Origin of the sequence: Streptomyces sp. NPDC017991 (assembly GCF_044328075.1) — a bacterium.
In the GTDB taxonomy this organism is placed as follows: domain Bacteria; phylum Actinomycetota; class Actinomycetes; order Streptomycetales; family Streptomycetaceae; genus Streptomyces.
Genome location: NZ_JBIRGP010000017.1, coordinates 181,503 through 206,064 on the forward strand (window position 1 = coordinate 181,503; position 24,562 = coordinate 206,064).

The 24,562-nt window shown below is 70.8% G+C and carries 21 protein-coding genes; 10 read left to right on the forward strand and 11 right to left on the reverse strand.

Features of this window, described 5'->3' with window-relative positions:
• The first annotated feature begins 37 nt into the window (after nucleotides 1–37).
• From ACH4DZ_RS39165 to ACH4DZ_RS39195, 7 genes are all read left to right on the forward strand, one after another.
• Nucleotides 38–1,546 carry a hypothetical protein gene (locus tag ACH4DZ_RS39165; RefSeq protein WP_398293615.1) on the forward strand — a complete coding sequence of 503 codons (1,509 nt, stop codon included), beginning with the start codon at nucleotides 38–40 and terminating at the stop codon, nucleotides 1,544–1,546.
• Nucleotides 1,543–2,652, forward strand: coding sequence for an AAA family ATPase (locus ACH4DZ_RS39170; RefSeq protein ID WP_398293617.1), 1,110 nt, complete (start codon nucleotides 1,543–1,545; stop codon nucleotides 2,650–2,652). Before ACH4DZ_RS39165 ends, ACH4DZ_RS39170 begins: the two co-directional genes overlap by 4 nt.
• Nucleotides 2,594–7,114: an FxSxx-COOH system tetratricopeptide repeat protein gene (gene fxsT / locus ACH4DZ_RS39175; protein WP_398293619.1), complete on the forward strand. Its 4,521-nt coding sequence runs from the start codon at nucleotides 2,594–2,596 to the stop codon at nucleotides 7,112–7,114. The genes ACH4DZ_RS39170 and fxsT overlap by 59 nt, the downstream gene beginning before the upstream one ends.
• Nucleotides 7,115–7,222: 108 nt before the next feature.
• Entirely contained in the window at nucleotides 7,223–8,395 is a 1,173-nt protein-coding gene (locus ACH4DZ_RS39180; RefSeq protein ID WP_398293621.1) for a hypothetical protein, read from the forward strand.
• Nucleotides 8,392–9,516: a caspase family protein gene (locus tag ACH4DZ_RS39185; protein WP_398293622.1), complete on the forward strand. Its 1,125-nt coding sequence runs from the start codon at nucleotides 8,392–8,394 to the stop codon at nucleotides 9,514–9,516. Before ACH4DZ_RS39180 ends, ACH4DZ_RS39185 begins: the two co-directional genes overlap by 4 nt.
• A gap of 100 nt (nucleotides 9,517–9,616) precedes the next feature.
• Entirely contained in the window at nucleotides 9,617–9,841 is a 225-nt protein-coding gene (locus tag ACH4DZ_RS39190) for a hypothetical protein (protein ID WP_398293624.1), read from the forward strand.
• 60 nt (nucleotides 9,842–9,901) lie between these two features.
• Nucleotides 9,902–11,614: an aKG-HExxH-type peptide beta-hydroxylase gene (locus ACH4DZ_RS39195; protein WP_398293626.1), complete on the forward strand. Its 1,713-nt coding sequence runs from the start codon at nucleotides 9,902–9,904 to the stop codon at nucleotides 11,612–11,614.
• A 55-nt stretch (nucleotides 11,615–11,669) separates the two neighbouring features.
• On the opposite strand, the gene ACH4DZ_RS39200 is transcribed toward ACH4DZ_RS39195, so the two are convergent.
• Together ACH4DZ_RS39200 and ACH4DZ_RS39205 are read right to left on the reverse strand one after the other, a co-directional pair.
• Nucleotides 11,670–12,590 (reverse strand): hypothetical protein, encoded by a 921-nt coding sequence (locus ACH4DZ_RS39200; RefSeq protein WP_398293628.1) that lies wholly within the window; start codon nucleotides 12,588–12,590, stop codon nucleotides 11,670–11,672.
• Nucleotides 12,587–13,723: an SPFH domain-containing protein gene (locus ACH4DZ_RS39205; protein WP_398293630.1), complete on the reverse strand. Its 1,137-nt coding sequence runs from the start codon at nucleotides 13,721–13,723 to the stop codon at nucleotides 12,587–12,589. The genes ACH4DZ_RS39200 and ACH4DZ_RS39205 overlap by 4 nt, the downstream gene beginning before the upstream one ends.
• 183 nt (nucleotides 13,724–13,906) lie before the next feature.
• Between ACH4DZ_RS39205 and ACH4DZ_RS39210 the strand changes: the two genes are divergently transcribed.
• Together ACH4DZ_RS39210 and argF are read left to right on the forward strand one after the other, a co-directional pair.
• Nucleotides 13,907–15,133, forward strand: a complete 1,227-nt coding sequence (locus ACH4DZ_RS39210; protein WP_398293632.1) for an arginine deiminase — start codon at nucleotides 13,907–13,909, stop codon at nucleotides 15,131–15,133.
• 119 nt (nucleotides 15,134–15,252) lie between these two features.
• A complete protein-coding gene (gene argF / locus ACH4DZ_RS39215; RefSeq protein ID WP_398293634.1) occupies nucleotides 15,253–16,260 on the forward strand; it encodes an ornithine carbamoyltransferase in 1,008 nt (335 codons plus the stop codon).
• A gap of 54 nt (nucleotides 16,261–16,314) precedes the next feature.
• On the opposite strand, the gene ACH4DZ_RS39220 is transcribed toward argF, so the two are convergent.
• From ACH4DZ_RS39220 to ACH4DZ_RS39260, 9 genes are all read right to left on the reverse strand, one after another.
• Nucleotides 16,315–16,767: an ATP-binding protein gene (locus ACH4DZ_RS39220; protein ID WP_398293636.1), complete on the reverse strand. Its 453-nt coding sequence runs from the start codon at nucleotides 16,765–16,767 to the stop codon at nucleotides 16,315–16,317.
• 197 nt (nucleotides 16,768–16,964) lie between these two features.
• Complete coding sequence (locus tag ACH4DZ_RS39225) at nucleotides 16,965–18,284, reverse strand: sulfate adenylyltransferase subunit 1 (protein WP_398293638.1); 1,320 nt, start codon at nucleotides 18,282–18,284, stop codon at nucleotides 16,965–16,967.
• 2 nt (nucleotides 18,285–18,286) lie between these two features.
• Nucleotides 18,287–19,174 carry a sulfate adenylyltransferase subunit CysD gene (gene cysD / locus ACH4DZ_RS39230; RefSeq protein ID WP_398293680.1) on the reverse strand — a complete coding sequence of 296 codons (888 nt, stop codon included), beginning with the start codon at nucleotides 19,172–19,174 and terminating at the stop codon, nucleotides 18,287–18,289.
• Nucleotides 19,175–19,254: 80 nt separating this feature from the next.
• On the reverse strand, nucleotides 19,255–19,827 hold the full coding sequence (gene cysC, locus ACH4DZ_RS39235; RefSeq protein ID WP_398293640.1) for an adenylyl-sulfate kinase: 573 nt from the start codon (nucleotides 19,825–19,827) through the stop codon (nucleotides 19,255–19,257).
• Complete coding sequence (locus ACH4DZ_RS39240; RefSeq protein WP_398293642.1) at nucleotides 19,824–21,119, reverse strand: glycosyltransferase family 4 protein; 1,296 nt, start codon at nucleotides 21,117–21,119, stop codon at nucleotides 19,824–19,826. The genes cysC and ACH4DZ_RS39240 overlap by 4 nt, the downstream gene beginning before the upstream one ends.
• Complete coding sequence (locus tag ACH4DZ_RS39245) at nucleotides 21,116–21,544, reverse strand: hypothetical protein (protein ID WP_398293644.1); 429 nt, start codon at nucleotides 21,542–21,544, stop codon at nucleotides 21,116–21,118. The genes ACH4DZ_RS39240 and ACH4DZ_RS39245 overlap by 4 nt, the downstream gene beginning before the upstream one ends.
• Nucleotides 21,541–22,470 (reverse strand): sulfotransferase family protein, encoded by a 930-nt coding sequence (locus ACH4DZ_RS39250; protein ID WP_398293646.1) that lies wholly within the window; start codon nucleotides 22,468–22,470, stop codon nucleotides 21,541–21,543. Before ACH4DZ_RS39250 ends, ACH4DZ_RS39245 begins: the two co-directional genes overlap by 4 nt.
• Before the next feature lie 116 nt (nucleotides 22,471–22,586).
• Entirely contained in the window at nucleotides 22,587–23,429 is an 843-nt protein-coding gene (locus tag ACH4DZ_RS39255; protein ID WP_398293648.1) for a PaaX family transcriptional regulator C-terminal domain-containing protein, read from the reverse strand.
• Nucleotides 23,430–23,558: 129 nt separating this feature from the next.
• Nucleotides 23,559–23,807, reverse strand: coding sequence for a DUF5999 family protein (locus ACH4DZ_RS39260; protein WP_398293650.1), 249 nt, complete (start codon nucleotides 23,805–23,807; stop codon nucleotides 23,559–23,561).
• Nucleotides 23,808–24,062: 255 nt separating this feature from the next.
• Between ACH4DZ_RS39260 and ACH4DZ_RS39265 the strand changes: the two genes are divergently transcribed.
• Entirely contained in the window at nucleotides 24,063–24,554 is a 492-nt protein-coding gene (locus ACH4DZ_RS39265; protein WP_398293652.1) for a DUF6299 family protein, read from the forward strand.
• Nucleotides 24,555–24,562 lie beyond the last annotated feature (8 nt).

Here is a 24,562-nt window from a genome sequence, read left to right on the forward strand (position 1 = left end):
CGCGGGGTTCGGCGAGCCCGGGAGCGATCCTGGCCGTGTGCGGGGACTTGAGCTGCTGGCCGAGCTGACGGAAGCTCTGTGCGAACTGAGTTGCCTGGACGACGGACAGACGCGGATGCAGTTCGGCCAGGTGCTCGGAGAGCATCTGGGCAGACCCGTCGAAGCGCGCGGGATCAAACTCCGCGACGACGCCGCCCTCTTCGCCCGCGTCTCATTGAGCGTGGCGGGGGGAGAACGCGTACTCCTGTTGGTGGTGCGGGTTTACGAAGGGCCCATGGCGGCGACCGAGTTGGAGCGGATCTTCTCCCCGGTGGTCCGCTCGGTGCCGGACGCGATGCCGTCCGGACCGCTGTCCAGGGAGGACCAGCGCGCCGCGCACAGCACCCTGGACGCCGCCAAGGGCGAAGTGCCACCGATGCGATTACGGGACGAGCTGGTCCTGGAACTGAACGGCCTGGACCTGCCGATGGGACTCTCCGTCGAGCAGCTCTTCACCTTCACCGTCGAGTTGAACGTCCAGTCGGACGGCCTTCCTCCCGCCGTCCTGCTCATGGACCTGGCGGCCGCACTCGCCCCGACGCCGTCCGACCACCGGACCGCCCTGGCCGACTGGGCCAAGGAGTGGGCTCGGGAGGCGGACCTGTCCGAAGAGCTGGAGCGGCGCCGGGTACGGCGTGCCGCCGCCGCGTACGACCCCGCGATCCCCCGCTGCCTGGTCGTGTCCGTCGAGCCCACGCGGGACGGATCGGACGAGGTCATGGTCCGTTCCTGGCTCAACACGACCCGCGGCCGGTGGAATCCGCAGCCCGGCGAACCCGGGACCACCCGGCTCGACGCCCTCGGGCCCACTGTCGAGCTGGCCCTGCGTCAGGGGGCCCGTCTGTGGATGACCGACCATGACGCGCACTCGGGTGGACGCAAACAGGTGCCTCCGTACGTGGAGTTCGTTCTTCCGTACGACCTCCTCAACCACGATGTGGCGGGGTTGATGCTCCGGATCGGCGACGCGAGCCCGTTACCGCTCGCGCTGAAGTACCCGGTCCACCTACGCAGCCTGGAGCGGATGCGTACCACCGACGTACGGGTCCGGCAGCAGTGGCAGGAGCGCTGGCGCGGCCTCGGCGAGCGCGGAGTCGTGGTGCACGGCTGGAGCGAGTCCGACGTCAGGCGGCTGGACGAGTGGGGAACCGTGCTGGCCGGGGAGGGCGGTCACACCGCGGTGGTCATGGACGCCCCCGGCTCCGCTTCGCCTCTGGCGGCGCTCAAGGCCGCCATCGCCGAGGGGATCGGGCTTGCTCTGTGGGATCGCCGGGGTGTTTTCCTTGAAGAGCGGCGGGAAGTGCTGACTGCCGTGTTCGCGTCAGTGCCGACGCCCACGCAGATTCCCATGGCCATCCACCGTCTGCGCCTCAAGGCCGCGCTCAACGACAGCCGGACCCTTCTGCTGGGGCGTCACGTCGCCTTCTTCTGGGACGACCCGAATCGTCGCGTCGACTTCCATGATCTCGACCAAGACCTTCCCGACGGCAAGGAGGCACCGACATGACCGAACTGGAGCAGTCCGCCCCTCACGACTGGCGCGTCTTTCACGCCACCGGACGTGCCCCCGACGCCTCCCCATCGCTGCTGCCCGAGCCTCCGCCGTGGCGGCGGTTCCGGGGAGGTCCGCCTCAGCCCCCTCCACCGGACGACACGGAGACCGCACTGCGGCGGCTGGGGACCAGTGGTGTGATCCAACAGCTCGGTGCCAAGGAGACCGACATCGTCAACGCGGCCCTGGTGCTGCGTCGGCCGCTGCTGGTCACCGGGCCTCCCGGCATCGGAAAGTCCACCCTCGCCTTCCTCATCGGACGTGAACTCGGGTTGGGGCGGGTCCTCGAATGGGGCATCGTCAGCCGCACCACCCTGCGGGACGGCCTGCACACCTACGACGCGCTCGGACGCGCACAGGCGATCGCCGCCTGGCGGGCCGGACTTCGGGAGGAGGGTGTGGCGGAGTTCGACGACGGCGCCGACGACACGGCGCGTGCGACGATCGACGAGAGGGGGCGCGCTTCCGCGAAAATCCGTCAACACGCGCCCAAGCTTGGGGAGTTCCTTACTCTGGGAGCCCTGGGAACGGCTCTGCTGCCCTACGATCGTCCCCGTGTCCTCCTCGTGGACGAGCTGGACAAAAGCGACATCGACCTGCCCAATGACTTGCTGCATGTGCTGGAGAACGGAAGCTATGAGATCCCGGAGCTGGTGCGCGACGCCGCGGAGTCGGCCGTCGTGCACACCAGTGACCCGGGCGGACATGCCGTGGTGCGCGACGGACGGATCGAGTGCCGGGAGTTTCCCGTCGTTGTGATCACCAGTAATGGGGAGAGGGAGTTCCCGGCGGCGTTCCGCAGGCGTTGTCTCCCGCTGGAGCTGCAGTCGCCCACGCGAGAGCAGCTTCTGGCCATGGTGGTGAGCCACCTGAGGGAGCTGCCGGTGGGGGCGGAGTCCCTGGTCGACGACTATCTGCACCGAGTGGGGAGTGGGGGTACCCACTCCCTCGATCAGTTGCTGAACGCGGTGCAGTTGACTACTCTGAGTGGTTCCCAGGTCGATGCCGCCGGGCGTAAGCTCGTTGAAATGCTCCTCCGCGATCTCGCGAAGGGCCGCTGAATTGACCGGCGTTCACAGGCAGCGCTTATCCGGGCACGGCGACGGGAACCCACCCACCGGGACGTCGTCCCCGTCAACGCTGCCCGCAGCCGATGCGGATGCGGCACCGCACTGGCAGGAGCTCGCTGACGCCGTGTGGCTCGCGGCTCACTGGGGACGCCACGGGCACCACAGTCCCGGTGCCGACACGGGCGCCGATGCCAGTCTCGGCGGTCCCGCCGGACCAGGTCCGGCCGACGCCGCCGGTCGGCTTCCGTACGACCGCCCTGCTGCCTCCGACCGCGCACCGCAGTTTTCCGAGGTCACTCTCGGTGACGCGGACCGCTCCGGTGAACCGCCGGTCCGGCCCGCTCTGTCGCTGGGCGGCGCTTTCGGAGGCCCGACGACGCGACCGCTACTCCTGCCCGATCCCGAGGGGGCCGAAGTCCTGCGCGTCGGCGGGCCCCTGCTGCCCGACGCGGAAGCGTCGTCCACACGGTGGCGTCCGGGCAGAGAGACGGCCCGGCTGGCTCGTGCCCTGCACGGGCTCGGCCGCCGCGTGCCCTCCCGGCTCGACAGAGAACTGGATGAGGAAACCACCGCGGAGCGAGGCATCGTCGACGGGTTGTGGCTGCCCTTCCTGCGACCGGCCCTGACTTCCTCCTTCGATCTCGTACTGCTGATGGACGACGCGCCCACCATGCGGATCTGGAGCGGTTGCACCGCCCGGCTGGCGCAGGCGGCGGAGGAAAGCGGAGCCTTCCGGGCCGTGCGTGTCGTCCGGGTCGCGGTCCCGCGGGCCGGAGCGCCGACCGTGCGCCGCGGCGCGGACCAGGCTCCGGCCGACCCCGCCGAACTGCTCGACGGGAGCGGTGATCGCGTATTTCTCGTCGTCACCGACGGTCTGGCACACGGCTGGGCGGGTACCGCGGCCGACGTGCTGCTCAGCCGCCTGGGACGGGCGGGGCCCACCGCGCTCGTCCACCTGCTGCCGCCTCATCTGCGCCACCGCTCCTCGCTCGACCCCCACCAGGCGGAGCTTGCCGCCGGAGGGTTCGGCGCGACCAACGAGAGCCTGCAGTACCGTCCGCCCGCTCCCGGCCCCGACCCGATGCGTCCACTGCCGGAGAGGGGCGACGGGGCTGTTCCCGTACCCGTGCTGTCCCGTACACCGGCGTCGGTCGCCGCCTGGGCCGATCTCGTCACGGGTATGCGCGGGATCTACCGCGAGCTGCCCGTCGTCCTGGCCGGCACTCTCACGAAGGGTTCGCCCGCGCCAGGACTGGATGTGCCCCGGCATCCCGGTGCGGCGTCGGACGCGGTGCGCCGCTTCTTCGGTCTCGCTTCTCCGTCGGCGCGCAGGATGGCGTCCCGGATGGCCGTGATGCCCTGTGACCTGGAGCTGGTCGACCAATACCGCGAACATGCCATGCCGACAGCCGATGTCGACGACCTCGCCGAGATCCTGATGGGCGGTCTGATCGACTGGAACGGGGCCGGTGACGGGCGGCCGGAGTTCGCCGAGGGGATCAGGGAGGAGCTTCTCGCGACCGTGACCCGGACCGACCTCCACCTCACGGTCGGTTCCCTCAGTGGTCTTCCGGCGGCCGGCGAGCAGGGCGTCGCGCTGCGCGACGCCCTGAGCGATCCGGAGGGCGCCGCACTGCCCGACCCGGCGGAGCAAGGCTGGTTGCGGAGCCAGTTGGCGGTGCTGCGCGCTCTGTCCGGTCCCCGTTACGCCGAACGTGCGCAGCGCATTGCGCCAGGTTCACCGCAATTCGCGGCGGGTGTGGCGAAACCTCCAGTTATTGGTGGATCATCCGGGGGTGCGGGACCGGGCGAGGCACCCGAGTCCAGAGTCTCTGATCCTGATCAACCTGGAGAGCGTGTGACGAGTCCGGTTACCGACACAGCACAACCCGAGATCCCGGAGGCTGAGCCCCCCATGATGAGCACCACGACCGGCACGCCGGCGACCGGAGATCCGGCTCTCATGGTGAATGTTCCGTTGCGGAACAACTCGTTCGTGGGGCGGATGGGTCTTCTCAGGACCGTGAAGGACGAGCTGCGCGCCCGGGACACCGCCGCCGTGCTGCCCCACGCGCTGCACGGCCTGGGCGGGGTGGGCAAGTCGCAGCTCGCACTTGAGTACGTCTACCGTCACCAGCGCGAATACAACGTCATTTGCTGGATCCCGGCCGAGCGGGAGAGTCTGATCCTGACGGCACTCGCCGGTCTGGCCGCCCGTCTGCGGGTCGCCCCGGCGGGACAGGACGGAGGCGGTGCTCCCACCGCCAACACGGCCGTGCCCGCCGTACTCGAAGCGCTGCGCACGGGAGTGCCGTACGACAATTGGCTGCTGGTTTTCGACAACGCCGAGAACGTCGAGCTGGTCCGTAACTTTTTCCCCGCGAACGGCCCGGGAAAGATCATTGTCACGTCCCGCAACCGGGAGTGGGAACGCGTCGCGATGTCCCTCCCGGTCAATGTGTTCGAGCGGGAGGAATCGGTCGAGCTTCTTCAGAAGCGTTCCCCGGACCTGTCCCCGGGTGACGCCGACATGCTTGCCGCGGCCTTGGGCGACCTGCCGCTCGCCGTGGAGCAGGCGGGAGCCTGGCGCGCGGTCACGGGAATGCTTGTCGAGGACTACATCGATCTGCTGGACAGCCGCAGTCCGGAGATCCTCCGTCTCGACCCGGCGCCCGACTACCCCGTCTCCGTCGCCGCGGCGTGGGACATCTCTCTGGGGCGGATCAAGGAGAACAGCCCAGGAGCGCGAGAACTTCTGGATATCTGCGCCTGTATGGCCCCTGAGCCCATTCCGCTCTCGCTTCTGCGCAGGAGCCGCGGCGTGGACATCTCGCCCCATGTCGATCCGATCCTCGGTGAGGCGATCAAACGCGGCCGGGCCATTCGCGCCCTGACCCAGTTCTCCTTGGTGAAACTGGACCTTCGAGCCAACACACTCCAGATGCACCGTCTGCTGCAGAACGTGCTCCTTGCCAAGCAAGGGCCCGAGGAACGTGAGCGTATGCGAAACGCGGCCCACCAGCTCCTGTCGGCGGCCAAACCCGGCCACAACGCCTCATCGCAGGAATGGCCTGCCTATCAGGCTCTGCTGCCGCACGTGCTGAGCTCTCAGGCAGTGACGAACACGGACGCGGATGTTCGTGAACTGGTGTACGACACCGTGCTGTTCCTCTATTTCTGGGGTGACCAGAAGGGTGCGGCCACTCTCGCCCGACAGGCTTACAGCGCATGGCTCGGCGCCTCCGGTGAGGAGGACATCCACGTCATCCGCATGTCGAAGATCCTGGCGTTCCTGTTGCGTCGTATCGGTGAGACCGACGAGTCCATCCGGTACAACGAGAAGGCGCTGGAGCTCTCACGCCGGGGGGCGGTCGAGGAGGAGGACCTCATCGACTCCATGATCGAGATGGCTGATGCGCGGCGCTTCCAGGGAAGGTTCACCGAAGCCCGTGACCTGGGGCAGGAAGCCACTGAACGCGCCCGTACCCAGTTGGGACTGGATGACGAGATCGCGTTGCGGGCCGCGCACAGCTGGGGTGTCGATCTGCGGCTGTGCGGCCAGTTCCGAGAGGCGCTGCCCATGGACCAGGAAACCGCCCGGCTGCGCGAGGAAATGTTCGGCCCCAACAGTTCGCTCACCCTGAACACGCTCAACGGCCTGGCGCTCGACATGCGTGAGGGCGGAGACTATCCGGGCGCCCGCGTCTTCCATGAGGACGTCCATCGCCAGGCGCGCGCCGCTCTCGGGGACGAGAATCCCCTCACGCTGCGCATCGCCGGCAACTTGGCGGTCTGCCGACGTCGTGACGGTGCCATCACCGACGCCGCCAAGCTGTCCGACGAGACTCTGCACAGTTTCGTGGCCGGGTACGGGCGCAGTCACCCGGAATCCCTCGCCATGGCGATCAACTGCAGTGTCGATCGGCGTCTCACCGGTGACCTGGAGGGCTCGCGTGCGCTGGGCGGCGAAGCCCTGGACGGCTGCACGAAGCGCTTCGGTCTCGACCACGCGTACACCCTGCTCGCGAAGGCCAATCTGGCCGCCACACTGCGCGGTCTCGGGGAGGTCGACCTCGCGCAGGAACACGAGGACGACGCCGCCGCCCGGCTCACAGAGACGGTCGGCGACCGTCATGTGACGACGCTGACGGTCGGGATCGGTCAGGCAAACACGGCGTACCAGCGACTGGAATTCGAGCGGGCCCGTGCGATCGACGCGGTCTGTCTCCCGCTGTTGTCCGAGGTGGCGGGAGCGGAACACCCGCTCACGCTGGCCTGTGCTTCGAACCTGGCGCTCGACCTGAGAGGGCTGGGGCGCGGGGGAGAGGCGGACGAGTTGGAACGGCGAGCGGTGCAGGGCTTCGCGCGCGTGGTCCGGGAGGACCACCCGTGGCTCGTCGCGGCCGGTCGGCGCAGGCGGATCGAGTGCGACATCGCGCCGATGCCGCTGTGACACGACGTCCCGGCACGGTTCGGCACTCCGTGCCGTCCGAGCCGGGACGCAGTGCCCGTCGGCCCGGGGAAGTCGTACGGGAACCTTGAGCAGCAGTGCGGGGGACACATGGCGACGGTCGTGTTCATTCATGGCACCGGGGTGCGTGAACCCGGCTTCTCGGCCCTGGCCGGTCGAGTGGCCGCAGGGCTCGCGGCTCTGCGCGACGGGCTTCGTGTCGTGCCGTACTACTGGGGTGGACCGCACGGGGCCACCCTGGCCGGCGGTGGGTTGAGCCTGCCGCCGGAGGCGGGCGTCAGCCGTGGCCTCGGTGACGTTCCGGCCGGGGCGGACCCGGACGACGAGACGTCTGTCTGGGCGGTGCTGTACGCCGACCCCGACGCCGAACTCGCCCTGGCGGCGGCAGAGACGGCGTCGGCCACCGAACGCCCGCCGGGTTCCGTACCGCCGGAACAGCAGATACAGGCGCTGCTGGAGAAACTGGCCGCGCAAGGGGACGGCCCCGCCGCCGGACTCGGCCCCGGGCTGGCGGGGGCCGCGTCCGAACTGGCCGCGCATCCACTGCTGGGTCCCGCAGCCGCCGCGCTGCCCCCCTACGAACTCGCGGCCGTCGCGGCTCGCCGGCTGGTCGCCCGGGTCGTCGCCGACGCGCTGGAGGCCGACGATCCGCTCATCCCGACCGGTGACACCAGGGACGCCGTGGTGGACCGCGTCGCCCAGGCGCTCGGCGCACCGCCCAGGGGCGCGGAACGCGGCTTGGGGGCACGGCTGTTACGGCTCGTGGGCCGCGGCGCCTCCCGAGCCGTCGTACGTCGTCGACGGGCCCTGACCGAGGCGGCCCACCCCGCGGCCGGGGACGTCCTGCGGTACCTCAGCAGGGGCGAGGCGGTCCGGGCCGACCTGCGTGTACTGGTCGCCGGCCTCGAACCGCCCGTCACCCTCATCGGGCACAGTCTCGGCGGGATCATCGCCCTGGACACGCTGGTCACCGCGCCGCTCCCACAGGTCCGCCTGCTGGTCACCGCGGGCTCGCAGGCCCCGTTCCTCTACGAGCTGGGTGCCCTGCCCTCTCTCGCGCATCCCGCGCTCCTGCCGTCGCACGTCCCGCCCTGGCTGAATCTGTACGACCGCCGCGACCTGCTCAGTTACCTCGGTGCCGGTCTTTTCGGCGAACGGGTCACCGACATCGCCGTCGACAGCCGTCAGCCGTTTCCCGCGTCGCACAGTGCCTACTGGACCCACCCCGCCGTGTACCGGCACATCGCGGACCGGTTGCCGTGACCGGCCCGGAACCGGCAGCGAAAGGACAGGATCCGCGCCGGGTCCACGCCCTGATCGTCGGTATCGAGAAATACGACGCGGGCGGTGCGTGGGACCTGCCCGGGCCCGCCAGGGACGCACTCGCGTTCCACCGACTGCTGAGCCTCGCCGGGGTGCCGGACTCCCATCTGCGCCTGCACCTGGCCCCCCTGCCCCCGTTCATCCCCGACACCCCCTACCGGCCCGCCGACCACGCGACCCTGCGACGCGCACTCGTACGGGAACTCGCCGCCGCCCAGGGCGAAGTGCTGTGGGTGTGGTGGGGCGGCCACGGGGTCCTCGACCGCGCGGACCACCTCCGGCTGCTGTGCTCCGACGCGACCACCGGGGACAAGGTGGCTCTCGACCTGGACACCGCGCTGGCCCGGTACGCGGGCGACGCCGTTCCCGCACTCACCGAACAACTGTGGCTGGTGGACGCCTGCGAGACCTTCGAGGAGGCGCTGTCCTTCCGGGACCCGCTGCCCGACGACGCCCTTCCGGTGGGGCGGCGCAATCTCGCGCACCGGCAGTCGACGCTGCGCGCCGCGGGGCGTGGCCGGGCCGCGGCCAACGATCCCGTGCGAGCCACCGGCCTCTTCTCCGAGATTCTGCTCGACCTGCTCGCGGAGCGGGCCGCCGTGCTGCCCGCTCTGCCCGATCCGGAGGAACTCTTTTCCGCCGTACGGGCCCGGGTGGCGGCGCTGCGCGAGGCGGGCCGGACGCTGCAGCACCCCGAGATCCGGTTGCGGAGTCCGCAGCGGACCGAGACGCTGCCACCCACGGAAGGGCGTGGCCTGTCCCCGCTGCTCCGGGCGGTGGAGGCGATCATGGCCTACGACTGGACGGCCGACCCCGTCGAACGACAGGCTGTCGTCGCCGCTTTGGGCCCACGGATCCATGCGACGCTGCCCCGTCACAGCAAGGCCCGTACCGATGTCACCGGCATCCTCAACGCGCTCGGCCGCCGCCGTCCCGAGGACCTGTGGGAGCTGTTCGACGTCGTGGTGTCCGTGGACGACGACACCGACAGAAGAACAGAACTCGCCTATGCGCTGCGGGAATTCGCGACATACCATACTCAACGGCGCCGCCCGGGTTGATCAGGTGGCGTGATCGTACGGCTTTCCGTCAAGGGCTGTGTTCGTCATGATGGACGGTATGCGGGGCATCGAGTGCCACTGCCTGAGAAAGGGATGCGCCTTGGACCAGTCGCATGCTCTGCACGACGCCCGAGCCGCCGCCCGCGAGCCGGCCGTAGCGGCAGGCGGCGCTCTCGACTGGGAGTCCGATCTGCCCGACCTCGCGACCGTGTCACTGACCGCCCTCGACGGCCTGCCTCCGCTCAGCGACGATTCTCGCGTTCTCGCCGATGTCCTGAGAGCGCGGAGCGGCATGAAGGGCGGCGAACCCGGCAGAGCGGAGTGACGAGTGATGTCCGCTCCTCTTTCTTCTCGTGCCCGCATGTTCCACCGGAGGTTCCCGGTAATGACCAGCGAGCAGCTTGCGTCACCGCTCCGCATGCCGATGCGCCTCTTCGAAGAACTCGCAGGCGGCGGCGGATCGCCCGAGGCCCTTGCCCTGCTCGCGCGCAGTGAACGCGCCCGCAGGCTGCTGCTCCTGCGCACGCTGCTTGCTCGCCTCGACGCACGGCCGTCACCGCTCGATCCGCCCATCGAGGCGTGGCGCGTCATCAAAACTGCGGCCGATCGGGCTCCCGGGATGGTCGAGGGCTTGCTTCTCGCCCCGCAGACCGGCGGCTGGCTCGGCCACGTACTGCGCCGCCTGCACGGCAGCGCTTCGGGCGGGCCGCCTCTTTGGGCCGAGGCGGGCCACCTCTGCGCGCTGGCCGTGGCGGCGGCTCTGAAGGCCGGCACGGGCGCCGACCTCAGAGTGCCCCTTATCGACGGCGCCCTGGCCCTCCCCTGCCTGGGACTGGTGCAACTGCCCGGCGCACCACGAGGTCCGTCGGTCGGCAGGGCGAGGGTGCGCGCCAGCGAGTTGACGCTCTCCTCGGAGGCGACGGACAGCCGGCCTGTCGTCGTCCGTCATCCCGCGGCCGTCGCCATGGGCACCGCGGGAGCCGTACCGGACACCGACCCGCACTGGCTGCCGCTGCGTCTCCTCACTCTCGGCCCGCCTCCGGGAACAGCCGCAGTCACCCTGGACGACCTCGACCCCTACCGGGACCTCGACGACCCCCTTGCGCCCGCCCGGCTGGACGCCGGGGAAGCCACCGAGTGGCAGCGGCTGTTCAAGGAGGCCGCTCTCATAGTTTCCGCCGACGGCACGAACGGACCGGGGCGCCTGGACGCCGCCGAGATTCGCGCCGTGGTGCCATGGGGCCGCACGACCGCGCAGTTGGCAGCCCCGCCCACCGTGCGGCTCTCCGCCTCCAGCGGCGACTCCTACGCCGCCATGGTCATCGCCCGGCCCGCCGGTGCCCTCGCGCTCGCCGAAACGTTGGTGCACGAGTTCCAGCACAGCAAACTGGCCGCCCTGCTCCATCTGTTCCCGCTGCTCGACGACGATCGTGAGGAGCGGTACTACGCTCCATGGCGTGGCGACCCGCGGCATCTCACCGGTCTGCTCCAGGGTGCGTACGCCTTCACCGGTGTCGCGGGCTTCTGGCGAGACCGGTTGGCCGAGGCCCGGCGGTCCGAGGCGGCGGATGTGGCCGGTTATCACTTCGCGCTGCGCCGGACGCAGAGCCGCCTCGTCGTGCGGACCCTGCTGACGAGCGGTCGGCTGACCGTCCAGGGGAGGGCCTGCGCGGTGGGACTCGCCCGAACGCTCGACGGCTGGCTTCGTGAGCCCGTCCCGGCGACCGCTCTTGTTCGAGCCCGCACGGCAGCGACCCTGCACCGTACCGAATGGCGACTGCGCAACGTGCTGCCCCGGCCGGGGGCGTCGGTGTCACCGGGCACGCTCGTACTCCGTACGGAGCGGACGTCCTGGCCCGACAACCGCACCTACGCCTTCGCCGCCCGCCCGCGCGCGCCCCGCACCGCCGACGAGCACCTCGCCGCCGGGGACCCGGCCACCGCGATGACCGCCTACGCCCGGGTCCTGGCCCATGATCCGGGCGACCCGCACGCTCTCGCCGGCTGGATCGTCGCCCGCGCCGCCCTGGAGCCGGGCCGCTCCGGGCGCCGGATGCTGGCCCGCCCGGAACTGCTCCAGCCGCTGCCCAGCGGATGAGCGGCCCAGGGGTGCAAGGCCCAGGGAGTGCACGGCCCGACGGAGTGAGCCCGGTTCACCCCACCAACCGCAACCGCCGCCCGCAGACCCCCACCCGCACCGACTGCCCCCATGTCAGTTCCAGCGCGTCCCCCTCCATCCCGTCCCCGAACGCGATCAGGCGTTCGGACTCGGCGGTCAGGGTGAGGCGGGAGGTGGCCGACAGGCGGCCCGCCACCTGGGACGTGCCGGTCGCCGGGGACGGCCAGGCCTCGCGGACGCACCACACCAGGCAGTCCTCCGTGGGACGGGGGAGGGGCGGGGGGTCGCCCCTCTCCTGCCACACCGACCTGATCCACCCCGTCGCCCCCGTCCCCGTGCCCACCAGCACCCCGGAGGAGGCCTGCGCCTCGACGAGACCCCCGCCGCCGCCCGTGGCACCCCCCTCGCCCTCGATGCCCAGGCGGTACCGGGCCGTCTGGTGGCCGGCCGCGCCCAGGTAGATCTCGTTCAGGGCGAGCAGCCGCTGCGTGTCGTCGGCCACCGCCTCCACCATGGTGAGTTCCTCCATGCCCGTGCCGGCGGCGAGCGCCGCGGGCAGCAGACGGGACGCGTCCGCCGGGCGGTGACGCACCAGGACACCCGGATTGCGGCCGGGTTCCGCGTCGATGCCCACCACCGGCTGCCCGGTGAGGTACTTGGCCGCGTTCGCCACCAGGCCGTCCTGGCCGACCACGACCACCACGTCCTCCGGCGCGAACAGGAACCGGTCCAGGTCGGCGCGCTCCACCCGGCTCTGACGCCAGGTCAGGGGAATCGCGGAGGTCACGTCCGACAGCGCGCGCCTCGTGCGGCGGTGGCGTTCGGCGACCTCCTCGATGTCCCGGCCCCGGGAGGAGAGGAAGAAGGCGGCCTGCCCGTGCGTGCCGTGGTGGGCCACCAACTCCTCGTACTCCGTGGTGCGGTGGACCAGCACGATCCGTGGGGCGAGGCTCATGTGCCGTCCCGGACGCCCAGTTTGGCCAGCAGGCCGGTCAGTACGTCCGGCGAGATGGTCACGCTGTCGATGCTGGGCAGGTTCTCCGCCAGCCGCGACCCGGTCAGGGCGTGCAGGGTGCTGACGTCGACCTCGGCGTGCACCCGCAGCCAGGCGGCCTGGGCCTGCGCCCGCGCCTCCCCGACCTCGCGCGCCGCCTCCGCCTCCGCCCGAGCGAGCCGCACGGCACGGGTCGCCTCGGCGTCCGCGAGCCGTACCGTCCGCTCGGCCTCCGCCTTGGCCAGCCGCTCGTTCCGCCTGCCCTCGGCGTCCGCCAGCTGCACGGACCGTTCGGCCTCCGCCCCTGCGAGCTTCACCGTCCGGGCCGCCTCGGCCTCGGCGCGTACCGCGTCCGCCGCCGCGTGCTCCTCCGCCTCGCGGCGCGCGTTCGTCCCGCGCTGCTCGACCAACTGCTCCTCGCGGCGGGCGAGTTCGATCTGGCTCGCCAGTTCGTTCTCGGCGATCGTCCGCTCCCGTTCGACGGCCACGGCCCGGCGCTCGTACGTGGCGCGGTCCGCCTCCTGCTGGATCTGCTCGCGGGCCGGGGTGCGCAGGGCCCGTTCCACCTCCGGTTCCGGGCGAAGGGCCACCACGCGCACGGCGACCACCTCGATGCCGGTCGCGGGCAGCCGCGGCTCCGCCGCCAGCCCCGCCGCGACCCGCTCCCGTACCGCCGCCACGCCGTCGACCAGCGCCGATGCCAGGGTCGTACGGGCCAGCACGTCCAGGGCGTGCTGCTGGGCCGACTCGGTCAGCAGGGTGCCCAACTGCTCCAGCGGCGCGCCCCGCCACACCCCGCTGTCGGGGTCGATGGAGAAGTCCAGGCGTGCCGAGGCGAGCGCCGGGTCGCTGACCCGGTAGGTGACGGTCGCCTGCACCGCGATGTCCTGGAAGTCGGACGTACGGGCGTGGAAGGTCATCGCCAACTCGCGGTCGTCCACCGGTACTTCGGACAGCGCGGCGCTCAGTGCGCGGTACCAGAAGCTGAGTCCGGGGCCGTCGTGCAGCAGTTCCGCGCCGCGGTGGTGCCGAATGTGTGCGGTCGGAGCGCCGCGCAGGTGGCGCCAGCCCAGGCGCCGGGTGATGTCGGCCATTGGATTCCCTCGTTCCCCCTCGTTTGTCGTCTGGTCGACGATAATCACTCCCTCATTAATAGTCAAGGAGACTATAAAGAGGGTGAGTGCGTGGGGCGTCGGCGCGAACGCGTGGGCGAAGAAAGTGCCGACCGGTGGGTCGAGCGGTGGGTCAAACGGCCCCTGGGTGGTCAGGATGGAGTCATGGGATTTCACGTCGACTCCGAAGCCGGGCGGCTGCGCCGCGTCATCCTCCACCGGCCGGATCTGGAGCTCAAAAGGCTCACCCCCAGCAACAAGGACGCCCTGCTCTTCGACGACGTGCTGTGGGTGCGCAGGGCGCGCGCGGAGCACGACGGGTTCGCGGACGTCCTGCGCGACCGCGGCGTCACCGTCCACCTCTTCGGTGACCTGCTGACCGAGGCCATGGCCATCCCGGAGGCACGGTCGCTCGTACTGGACCGGGTCTTCGACGAGAAGGAGTACGGGCCGCTCGCCACCGACCACCTGCGGGCCGCCTTCGAGGGGCTGCCGGCCGGCGAGCTGGCGGAGGCGTTGGTCGGCGGCATGACCAAACGGGAGTTCCTTGAGGCGCACCCCGAGCCGACCTCCGTGCGCTTCCATGTCATGGACCTGGACGACTTCCTCCTCGGCCCGCTGCCCAACCACCTCTTCACCCGCGACACCTCCGCCTGGATCTACGACGGCGTCTCGATCAACGCCATGCGCTGGCCCGCGCGCAGACGCGAGACCGTGCACTTCGAGGCGATCTACCGGCATCATCCGCTGTTCCGCGCGGAGGCCTTCCATGTGTGGTCCGAGGGGCAGGCCGACTATCCGTCCACCATCGAGGGCGGCGACGTACTCGTCATCGGCAACGGCGCCGTGCTCATCGGCATGAGCGAGCGGACGACACCCCAGGCCGTGGAGATGCTCGCGCACAAGCTCTTCGCCACCGGCTCGGCGCAGTCGATCGTGGCGCTCGACATGCCCAAGAAGCGGGCCCTGATGCACCTCGACACGGTGATGACGATGGTCGACGGCGACACCTTCACCCAGTACGCGGGCCTCGGCATGCTCCGCTCGTACACCATCGAACCGGGTGTCGGGGACAAGGAACTCAAGGTCACCGACCATCCGCCGGAGCACATGCACCGCGCCATCGCCGCCGCGCTCGGACTGAGCCGGATCCGCGTCCTGACCGCCACCCAGGACGTCCACGCCGCTGAGCGCGAGCAGTGGGACGACGGCTGCAACGTCCTCGCGGTCGAACCGGGCGTCGTCGTCGCCTACGAGCGCAACCAGACCACGAACACCCATCTGCGCAAGCAGGGCATCGAGGTGATCGAGATCCCGGGCAGCGAACTGGGGCGGGGGCGGGGTGGCCCGCGCTGTATGAGCTGCCCGGTTCAGCGGGACGCGGTGGGCTGACCGGCCGGGACGGGGACAGGGGGCTGACCGGCCCGGACGGGGACGGGGGGCCGTATAGAAATGTGGCCCGTCGTATAGAATTCCAAGAGTCCCTGTTTACGTAACCCTGGAGCGCCCCCATGGCGACAGTCCCGTACGCCCTCGCCGGCCGCCACTTCCTGAAGGAGCTGGACTTCACGCAGGAGGAGTTCCGCGGCCTGATCGAGCTCGCCGCCGAGCTGAAGGCAGCGAAGAAGGCCGGGACGGAGACCCAGCACCTGCGGGGCCGGAACATCGCGCTGATCTTCGAGAAGACGTCGACGCGCACGCGCTGCGCCTTCGAGGTCGCCGCCGCGGACCAGGGCGCCTCCACCACGTACCTCGACCCGTCGGGCTCACAGATAGGGCACAAGGAGTCCGTGAAGGACACCGCGCGGGTGCTCGGCCGGATGTTCCACGCCATCGAGTACCGGGGGGACAGCCAGGAGAACGTCGAGGAGCTGGCGGCCCACGCCGGTGTGCCCGTCTACAACGGCCTGACCGACGTCTGGCACCCGACGCAGATGCTGGCCGACGTGCTCACGATGGCCGAGCACTGCGACCGGCCGCTGAACGAGATCACCTTCGCCTACCTGGGCGACGCGCGCTTCAACATGGGCAACTCCTACCTGGTCACCGGCGCGCTGCTCGGCATGGACGTACGGATCGTCGCGCCGAGGGCCTACTGGCCCGCCGAGGAGGTCGTGGCGCGGGCGCGCGAGCTCGCCGTGCTCAGCGGGGCGCGGATCACACTCACCGAGGAGGTCGGCGAGGGGGTCCTGGGCGTCGACTTCGTCGCCACGGACGTGTGGGTGTCGATGGGGGAGCCCAAGGAGGTCTGGGACGAGCGCATCGCCGACCTCGGCCCGTACGCCGTGACGATGGACGTCCTGCGAGCCACCGGCAACGCGGACGTCAAGTTCCTGCACTGCCTGCCCGCCTTCCACGACCTGGGCACCAAGGTCGGACGCGAGATCCACGAGCGGCACGGCCTGGACTGTCTGGAGGTCACCGACGAGGTCTTCGAGTCGGCCCACTCGGTCGTCTTCGACGAGGCGGAGAACCGGCTGCACACGATCAAGGCGGTACTGGTGGCGACGCTGTCCTGAGCCGTGTCGTGCGCCGTGTCCTGAGCCGTGTCTTGCGCTGTGTCTTGAGCTTTTTCAGGCGGGCCTTCGCTGGTGGGGGACGACCGGCAGCCGGAACCAGACCGCCTTGCCGGACTCCGTCGGGCGGTGGCCGCACGACGAGCTGAGGGTGCGGATCAGCAGCAGCCCGCGGCCGTGCTCCTGCCAGGGATCGGGCGCGCACGACGGATCGGGGATCGTGAGATCGCCCGGCGGGGACGGGTCCGGGTCGTGCACCTCGACCTGGCATCCGGTGGGCAGCAGCTCCACGACCAGCTCTATGGGCGTGTCGCCCCTGGTGTGCTCCACGGCGTTGGCCACCAGCTCCGCGGTGAGCAGTTCCGCGGTGTCGCAGTCGGCGGTCAGCTCGATCTCCGCCAGCGCGGTACGGACCAGTGCGCGGGCTACCGGCACCGCCGCGACGGTGTGCGGCAGGGCGATGCGCCAGGAGGCTGGGGCGTGGGGCTCGTGCAAGGCGGATCCGTTCATGGAGCAGGATGTCCTGCTTTCAACTTTAGGAATGGTACGTCGCATCCCGCCAGAGGCGCTCGGTGGGCCTTTTCCGGGACGTTCGGCCCGGTCCCCCGGCCAGTACGTGACCCGGTGACCGGGCGTGTCACGACAGCGGGAGGCCGGGCACCTTGTCGCTCGGTGCCCGGCCTCGTACGGCTGCTCGGTCGGGTTGCTCAGCCCGTGCCGTCAACCCCGCTCAGATCGACCATGCCCGCCGTCAGCGTCGAGCCGTCCGCCGGGTCGATCAGGATGAACGCGCCGGTACGGCGGCAGTCGGCGTAGTCGTCGAGCGCGAGCGGCTCGGCGGTGCGCAGGGTGATCCGGCCCAGGTCGTTCGCGTACAGCCCGGCCTCTCCTCCTCCCGGCGCCGACCCGTCGAAGTTGCCCCCACCGGTCAGGTCCCGCACGATCGCCTTCACCGTGCGGGTCGTGTGCCTGACCAGGACACGGTCGCCGACACGCAGCGGACGGTCGGCCAGATGGCAGACGGCGCCCCGGACGTCCCGGGTGAGCGCGGGCGCCTCCGCCCCGCTGGTGATCATGTCGCCGCGGGAGACGTCGAGGTGGTCCGCCAGGCGCAGGGTCAGGGACTGCGGCGCGAACGCCTCCCGCACCTCCTTCCCGAGTACGTCGATGCCCTCGATCGCGGACGTTCCGCCGGAGGGGTGGACGGTCACGCGGTCCCCGACGCGCAGCGAGCCGGAGGCCAGTTGGCCCGCGTAATGACGGGCCTCGCCGTGCCGGATCACGTACTGGACGGGGAACCGGGCGGGCGCGCCCCTCGGGTCGGCGCCGACCGGGACGGATTCCAGGTGCTCCAGCAACCCGGGGCCCTCGTACCAGTCCATGCGCGCGGAACGGTCCACCACGTTGTCGCCGGCCAGCGCCGATACGGGGATCGGGGTGAAGCCCGGCAGGTCCAGCTCGGCGGCGTGGCCCGCGAAGTCCTCGACGATCCGGTCGAACTCCTTCGCCTCGTACCCGACGAGGTCCATCTTGTTGACGGCGAGGACGACGTGGGGGACGCGCAGGAGGGCGGCGATGGCGGCGTGGCGGCGGGTCTGTTCGACGACGCCGTTGCGGGCGTCGACGAGGACCACGGTCAGTTCGGCGGTGGAGGCGCCGGTGACCATGTTGCGGGTGTACTGCACGTGGCCGGGGGTGTCGGCGAGGATGAAGCGGCGTTTGGGGGTGGCGAAGTAGCGGTAGGCGACGTCGATGGTGATGCCCTGTTCGCGTTCGGCGCGCAGGCCGTCGGTGAGGAGGGCGAGGTCGGGGGTGTCCTGGCCGCGGTTGCGTGAGGCGTGTGCGACGGCTTCCAGTTGGTCGGTGAGGACCGACTTGGAGTCGTGGAGCAGGCGGCCGACGAGGGTGGACTTGCCGTCGTCGACGGAACCCGCGGTCGCGAACCGCAAGGTGTCGACGCCTGCGCGGATCGCGACGCCTGCGCGGATCGCCGAGGTGGTGGTGCTGGAGGTGGTGGTGCTGGTCATGGCTAGAAGTACCCCTCGCGCTTGCGGTCTTCCATCGCGGCCTCGGACATCTTGTCGTCGGCGCGGGTGGCGCCCCGCTCGGTGAGCCGGGAGGCGGCGATCTCGGTGATCACGGCGTCCAGGGTGGTGGCGTGGGAGTCGACCGCGCCCGTGCAGGACATGTCGCCGACGGTGCGGTAGCGCACGAGGCGGGTCTGGACCGTCTCGCCGTCCTTGGGGCCGCCCCACTCGCCGGCGGTGAGCCACATGCCGGCCCGCTGGAAGACGTCCCGCTCGTGGGCGAAGTAGATCTCGGGCAGTTCGATGCCCTCGCGGGCGATGTACTGCCACACGTCGAGTTCGGTCCAGTTGGACAGGGGGAAGACGCGGACGTGCTCGCCGGGGGCGTGGCGTCCGTTGTAGAGGTTCCACAGTTCGGGGCGCTGGCGGCGCGGGTCCCACTGGGAGAACTCGTCCCGCAGGGAGAACACGCGCTCCTTGGCGCGGGCCTTCTCCTCGTCCCGCCGGCCGCCGCCGAACACGGCGTCGAAGCGTTCGGCCTGGATCTTCTCGGTCAGTGGCACGGTCTGCAGCGGGTTACGCGTCCCGTCGGGACGTTCCCGCAACACACCACGGTCGATGTAGTCCTGTACGGAGGCCACATGGAGCCGCAGCCCATGTGCGACCACCACACGGTCCCGGTACTCCAGGACCTCGGGGAAGTTGTGTCCCGTGTCCACGTGCAGCAGGGAGAAAGGCACCGCGGCGGGTGCGAACGCCTTCAGTGCCAGGTGCAGCATGACGATGGAGTCCTTGCCGCCGGAGAAGAGCACCACCGGCCGCTCGAACTCGCCTGCCACCTCGCGGAAGATGTGCACCGCCTCGGACTCCAGAGCGTCCAGATGGCTCAGGGCGTACGGGCGGGCGGCTGCGGCCCGGACCGCCGCCGGGACCGCCGCCGTCGATGTCGCCGCCGGGGTCGTCGAGAGCCTCACACCAACCCCCTGGCCGCCAGCACCGCGTGCACCGCATCCGCCGACTCCTCGGGCGTCTGCGACCGGGTGTCCAGCGCGAGCGCCGGGTCGAGCGGGGGCTCGTACGGGTCGTCGATCCCCGTGAGTCCGGTCAGCCGGCCGGCCGCCTGCCGCGCGTACAGGCCCTTCACGTCCCGCTCGCTGCACACCTCGACCGGCGTGGCGACATGCACCTCGAAGTAGGGCGTCCCGCTCGCCTCGTGGCGCTTGCGCACCGCCTCGCGGCTGTCGGCGTACGGGGCGATGACGGGGACGACGGCGAGGACTCCGTTGCGGGCCAGTACCTCGGCGACCAGGCCGATGCGCTGCACGTTGGTGTTGCGGTCCTCGCGGGAGAAGCCGAGTCCCGCGGAGAGGAAGCGGCGGATCTCGTCGCCGTCGAGGACCTCCACGCGATGGCCCTCGGCGCGCAGCCGGCCGGCGAGGAAGCGGGCGATCGTCGTCTTGCCCGCGCTCGGCAGCCCGGTGAGCCAGACCGTGGCCCCCTGAGCGGTAGGAGGCTTCTGACGGCCCCTTGCCGTGGTGGTCATGCGTGGTGTCCTTTCGCGGCGTCCGCGGTGCGGTGCCGTGGTTCGGGGAGAGCGGGGGGTGTGCCGGGCCGGTCCGGCGCGCCGAGTTCGCTGAACAGCGCCTCCCAACGCGGGTGCACCGCGTCCGGACCGTACGAGGCCGCCGTCAGCACGGCCGCGACGCCCATGTCGGCGCGCAACGCCCGGTCGCCCATCAGCTTGGCCATGGACTCGGCGAGGGCGTCGGGGTCCTCGGGCGGTACCAGCAGGCCGTCGACGCCGTGGGTGAGCACGTCCGAGGGACCGGTCGGACAGTCGAAGGCCACCACCGGCAACGAGTGGCTCATCGCCTCGATCATCACCATCGGCAGTCCCTCGAAGCGTGAACTGAGCACGTAGAACGAGGCCTTGGCGAGTTCGTCGTCCAGCCGGTCCGTGTGACCCATCAGGAGCACATGGTTGTAGAGGTGGTGCTCCTCGATGAGTGCCCGCAGCTCGGCCTTCTTCTCGCCGCTGCCGTAGATCCTCAACTGCCAGTCGGGGTACGTCTCGACGAGCCTCGCCCACGCGGGGATCAGCAGGTCGAAACCCTTCTGCGGGAACAGCCGCCCGGCCGCCACCGCGATCTTCGACCGGTGGTCCGAGGGGATCTGGTCGAGGGAGTGCACCGCGTTGGGGATGCGCACCACCCGGGCGCCGGGCAGCAACTGCTCGTACTCCTCGCGGTCCCGTTCCGTCAGCACGGCGACCGCGTCGAAGCGCGAGTAGGTCTCCCGGATGCGTCGCTGCACGTCACGCTTGTGCGTGCCGTGGTTCATGTGTTCCTGCGCCACCCGCACCACGCCGCCCGTCGCGTGCTCCGCGGCGAGGAAGTTGAGCGCGGGCCGGGTGGTCACGAGGATGCCGTCGCACAACGAGGCGAGGTACGCGATCAGCCGCTGCTCCACGTACCGGTTGAAGTACCGGTAGCCGAACTCGCCCGACGGGATGTGCCGCGCGGGCCGCTCGGTCAGCCGCCCCCGGCGCCAGTCCCGCCAGCGCCCGGCCACGCCCTCGCCGGGGGAGTGGGCGCTCTCGCGGAGGTCGACGACCGTGCTGACGCGGACGCGCGGGTCGAGCGGGAACTGGATGTCGTCCCGGCGGCGCAGCGCGCTCACCAGCTCGACCTCCCAGCCCGCCTGCACCAGGGAGTTGGCCTGGTTCATCACCGTGCGGATGGTGCCGCCGCGGCCGTAGGCGTGCAGCAGGAGATAGCGGACCTTCGGCCGTCGGGGCGCGTCCGCCCGCTGTCCAGCGATCTGATGGCCCGTCATGAGGCGGCTCCCGTACGGCACTCCAGCGAAAGGTTGTCCTTCACCGTGTAGTACGGGCGCACGCGCAGACCGCGTACGCGCTGCTCGGGAAAAACCATGATCTTCTTCTTGCCGTGGATGTCGTCGAGCTGTCGTCCGGCCCTCAACCGGGCCTCGCCGTCGGTGAGATGGATGTCCCACTCCTCGGTCCCGGCGGGGTCCGGCGTCACCAGGTCGGCGATGGGCAGCTCGCCCTCGAAGCGGTCGCCCTTCACCTGCGCGGGGTAGTCGAGGGCGCGGCCGGCGTGGCCGCGGCGGGTGAGCAGCAGCCGCCAGTCGCCCTCGGCGGGACGTCCGTGGATGCGGCCGACGAGCCGTACGCGCCCGTCGCGCGGCCACACCTCCGCGATCTCGGCGTGCGGCTTCTCGCGTTCGTGCCGGTTCACGAGCTGTATCCCCAGGCCGTGCACATGGTTCGCAGCAGCTCCGGGATCTCGTCCTCGGCGGGCAGCGCGCGTCCGCTCTGCACCTGGCCGGTACGGATCTTGTCCCGCCAGTCGCCGAGGCCCTTCACGACCAGGGTGTCGTCGCGGCGGCCGTAGTCGAGCATCGACGGTTCGAAGCCGACGTCGAGGAAGGCGCAGAGGTCGCGCATCTCCTTCTCGGCGTCGGCGGTGAGGTCCTCGTAGCGCAGGGTGTGGTGGACGGCTTGGCCGCCGGGGTGAGCGTCCGGATGGCCGTCGGTGATCGCCCGCCGGGCGTTCTCGACGGCCTTCATGTAGCGCAGGGCGTCGGCCGCGGCCTCGTCGAAGGTCCGCTTCTCGGGGTCGCCCTCGTGCCAGGACCGGGCGATGGACACCGGGTGGCGGAGCAGGAAGACGAAGCGGGCGTCGGGCCAGCAGTCCCGGATGCGCCGGTGGACGAACGCGTTGCTGGGCGTCTTCTCGACCAGCACGTCCTTGCCCGACCTGACCAGCTCCCGGTGCATGACCCGGTCCCAGAGCAGGTGCTCCAGATCGCCCCGCTCCAGGTCGAGGGCGCTCATGGCGCGCTGCGAGAGTCTGCTGCCGAAGTCGACCTCAAGGCGGCGGATGTGCAGCTCGTGCGGGGAGTGCAGCCGCGAGTGCGCGTTCAGGAGCATCCGCAGCAGCGTCGAGCCGGAGCGTACGGGAGACATGATGAAGACCGGCCGCCGCAGCAACCGGTCCGTGGCGAGGTCTCCGGGGGCCGGACATCGGTACACCGGCGTGGGCCGCTTGCCGGGTTTCGCCCCGGCCCTGTTCGGCTGCGGCGGCGCGGCGGGAGTGGCCCGGCGCACCTGAAGGCCGGTGGTGGCGGAGAGCGCCCGGTTCAGATTGCCCATCAGACTCATGCGTCCCGACGCTAGGTAAGGATTATGAGAGGAGGGATTGAGCGACCTGAGCGTTGCCTTAGCGACGGGGATTGTGCCTCACGTCACATGGGTTCGGGTTTGAGTGTGCTGTGACGTCACTCGGGGCCGGGTTCGGGAAGAGCCCCGGGCGCGCCCGCGAAGGCCGCCCCGGCGTCCCGCAGCCGCTCGTGCAGCGCCCGGAAGACGGCGGCGGAGCGGGCTCCGGGCCAGTCCGGGGGCAGCAGCGAGGCAGGCAGCCCCGGATCGGCGTACGGGAGGTGGCGCCAGGAGTCGAGGGCGAGCAGATAGTCGCTGTACGCCTCTTCCGCGGGGGTGTCGGTCCTGCTCTCCCACTCGTGCAGCACGCGCGCGTGCCGGTCGAGGAACGCCTCGTGCTGCTTGGCGATCCCGGCGAGGTCCCACCAGCGCGCGACCGCCTCGGCCGTCGGCGCGTAACCCAGGTGCGCGCCGCGGAACAGTTCCACGTACGCGTCCAGCCGCAGCCGTTCCAGCGTGTGACGGGTCTCTTCGTAGAGGCGGGCCGGGGCGATCCACACTCCGGGGGCGGCCGTCCCGAAACCGAGGCCGGCCAGGCGCGAGCGCAGTACGTGACGCTTCTGCCGCTCGGACTCCGGCACGGAGAACACGGCGAGGACCCAGCTGTCGTCCTCGGGCGGGGAGGCGGCGTAGACCCGGCGGTCGCCGTCGTCGAGGAGTTGTCGCGCGTCCGGCGACAGGACGTACCCGGCCGCGCCGGCCGCTGTACGGGCCGGCAGGAGCAGCCCCCGGCGTTTGAGCCGGGACACCGACGAACGTACGGAGGGCGCGTCCACGCCGGCCGCGGCGAGAAGCCGGATCAGCTCGGCCACGGGTACGGGACCAGGGGCGAAGCGGCCGTACGCGCCGTAGAAGGTGACGATGAGGGACCGGGGGGCGTGCTGCTCGGACACGTTGATCACTCTAGGTCGTCAGCGACTTCTTGACGACAGTCAACGGTACGCGACAGACAGACAGACAGACAGACAGACAGGCAGGCAAGCAGACAGGCAGCCAGGCAGGCGGGCCGTGCTTCTGCCGGTGCGGGGCGGTCAGGCGGCGATGGCGAGCTGCTCGGCCGGCACCCGGTGCGGAGCGACGACCTGGCCGTCGGGCAGCAGCGCGCCGGTGTCGTCGAAGACGATCGCGCCGTCGCACAGCAGGTACCAGCCCTGCTCCGGGTGCGCGGAGACGATGTGCGCGTCGGAGCGGTGAGAGCGGTCGGAACCGTCGGAACCGTTCGAACGATCCGGGTGGTCCGAGCGGGTGGCGGACGGGCACGAAGACTGGTGAGAACACATGGTGGGCCTCCACGTGCGAGGAGTCGGGCGGCGTTTTCGTCGCCCGTATGGATAGACCATGCGCCTGCCGCGAACTCATCGGAACAGCCGGACGGGAACAGTGACAACACGCGGACAACACCCGGACATCACTCGGACGAGTCCAGGACGGACGGTGCGGACCAGCCGTCAACTCGCCACCAAAGGGGTGAGGGTCACGCCCACGCGCCCGCCGGGCCGGTACCTGTGGAGGCCCCCACCCCAGGAGGTATTCCGATGCGATTGCACCAGGTCATGGGCACAGCCGCCGGTGCGGCGCTGCTGCTGGCCGCCGCCCCGGCCGCGGGCGCGCTGTCCCCACAGGGCGCGTCCGCCGAGCCGGTCGCGCTGTCGGAGACGGTGACCGTCGACCCGACGGCCCGACTCGCCGCGGACGGCACCGTCACCCTGTCCGGCACGTACCGCTGCAAGGGCAGCACGGGCCCGGTCTTCGTCAGCTCCTCCCTGCGCCAGGCCGGGCCCGCCCTCAGCCAGGACGATTCGTCCCTGAGCAAGGGCGGGAGCAGCGTGCGCAAGGGCATCGGCAGCACCACCGCGGTCTGTGACGGCGCCGAGCACCGCTGGACGAACACCGGACACACCGAACCGGGCCGCTTCAGGGCGGGCGCGGCGAAGGTCGAGGCCACGCTCATGGAACTGCGCTCCGGCGGCCTGCCGCTGCCGATGTTCCACGCGGCGAGGGAACAGGACGTCACACTCGTCGGCTGACACACCGT

Coding starts and splice junctions, on each gene's coding strand:
- ACH4DZ_RS39170 (WP_398293617.1), top strand. CDS start 1,543: ATGACCGAACTGGAGCAGTCCGCCCCTCACGACTGGCGCGTCTTTCAC.
- ACH4DZ_RS39195 (WP_398293626.1), top strand. CDS start 9,902: ATGACCAGCGAGCAGCTTGCGTCACCGCTCCGCATGCCGATGCGCCTC.
- ACH4DZ_RS39240 (WP_398293642.1), bottom strand. CDS start 21,119: ATGACGGGCCATCAGATCGCTGGACAGCGGGCGGACGCGCCCCGACGG.
- ACH4DZ_RS39220 (WP_398293636.1), bottom strand. CDS start 16,767: ATGAACGGATCCGCCTTGCACGAGCCCCACGCCCCAGCCTCCTGGCGC.
- ACH4DZ_RS39180 (WP_398293621.1), top strand. CDS start 7,223: ATGGCGACGGTCGTGTTCATTCATGGCACCGGGGTGCGTGAACCCGGC.
- ACH4DZ_RS39260 (WP_398293650.1), bottom strand. CDS start 23,807: ATGTGTTCTCACCAGTCTTCGTGCCCGTCCGCCACCCGCTCGGACCAC.
- ACH4DZ_RS39210 (WP_398293632.1), top strand. CDS start 13,907: ATGGGATTTCACGTCGACTCCGAAGCCGGGCGGCTGCGCCGCGTCATC.
- fxsT (WP_398293619.1), top strand. CDS start 2,594: ATGCCGCCGGGCGTAAGCTCGTTGAAATGCTCCTCCGCGATCTCGCGA.
- cysC (WP_398293640.1), bottom strand. CDS start 19,827: ATGACCACCACGGCAAGGGGCCGTCAGAAGCCTCCTACCGCTCAGGGG.
- ACH4DZ_RS39205 (WP_398293630.1), bottom strand. CDS start 13,723: ATGGCCGACATCACCCGGCGCCTGGGCTGGCGCCACCTGCGCGGCGCT.
- ACH4DZ_RS39200 (WP_398293628.1), bottom strand. CDS start 12,590: ATGAGCCTCGCCCCACGGATCGTGCTGGTCCACCGCACCACGGAGTAC.
- argF (WP_398293634.1), top strand. CDS start 15,253: ATGGCGACAGTCCCGTACGCCCTCGCCGGCCGCCACTTCCTGAAGGAG.
- ACH4DZ_RS39250 (WP_398293646.1), bottom strand. CDS start 22,470: ATGAGTCTGATGGGCAATCTGAACCGGGCGCTCTCCGCCACCACCGGC.
- ACH4DZ_RS39265 (WP_398293652.1), top strand. CDS start 24,063: ATGCGATTGCACCAGGTCATGGGCACAGCCGCCGGTGCGGCGCTGCTG.
- ACH4DZ_RS39225 (WP_398293638.1), bottom strand. CDS start 18,284: ATGACCAGCACCACCACCTCCAGCACCACCACCTCGGCGATCCGCGCA.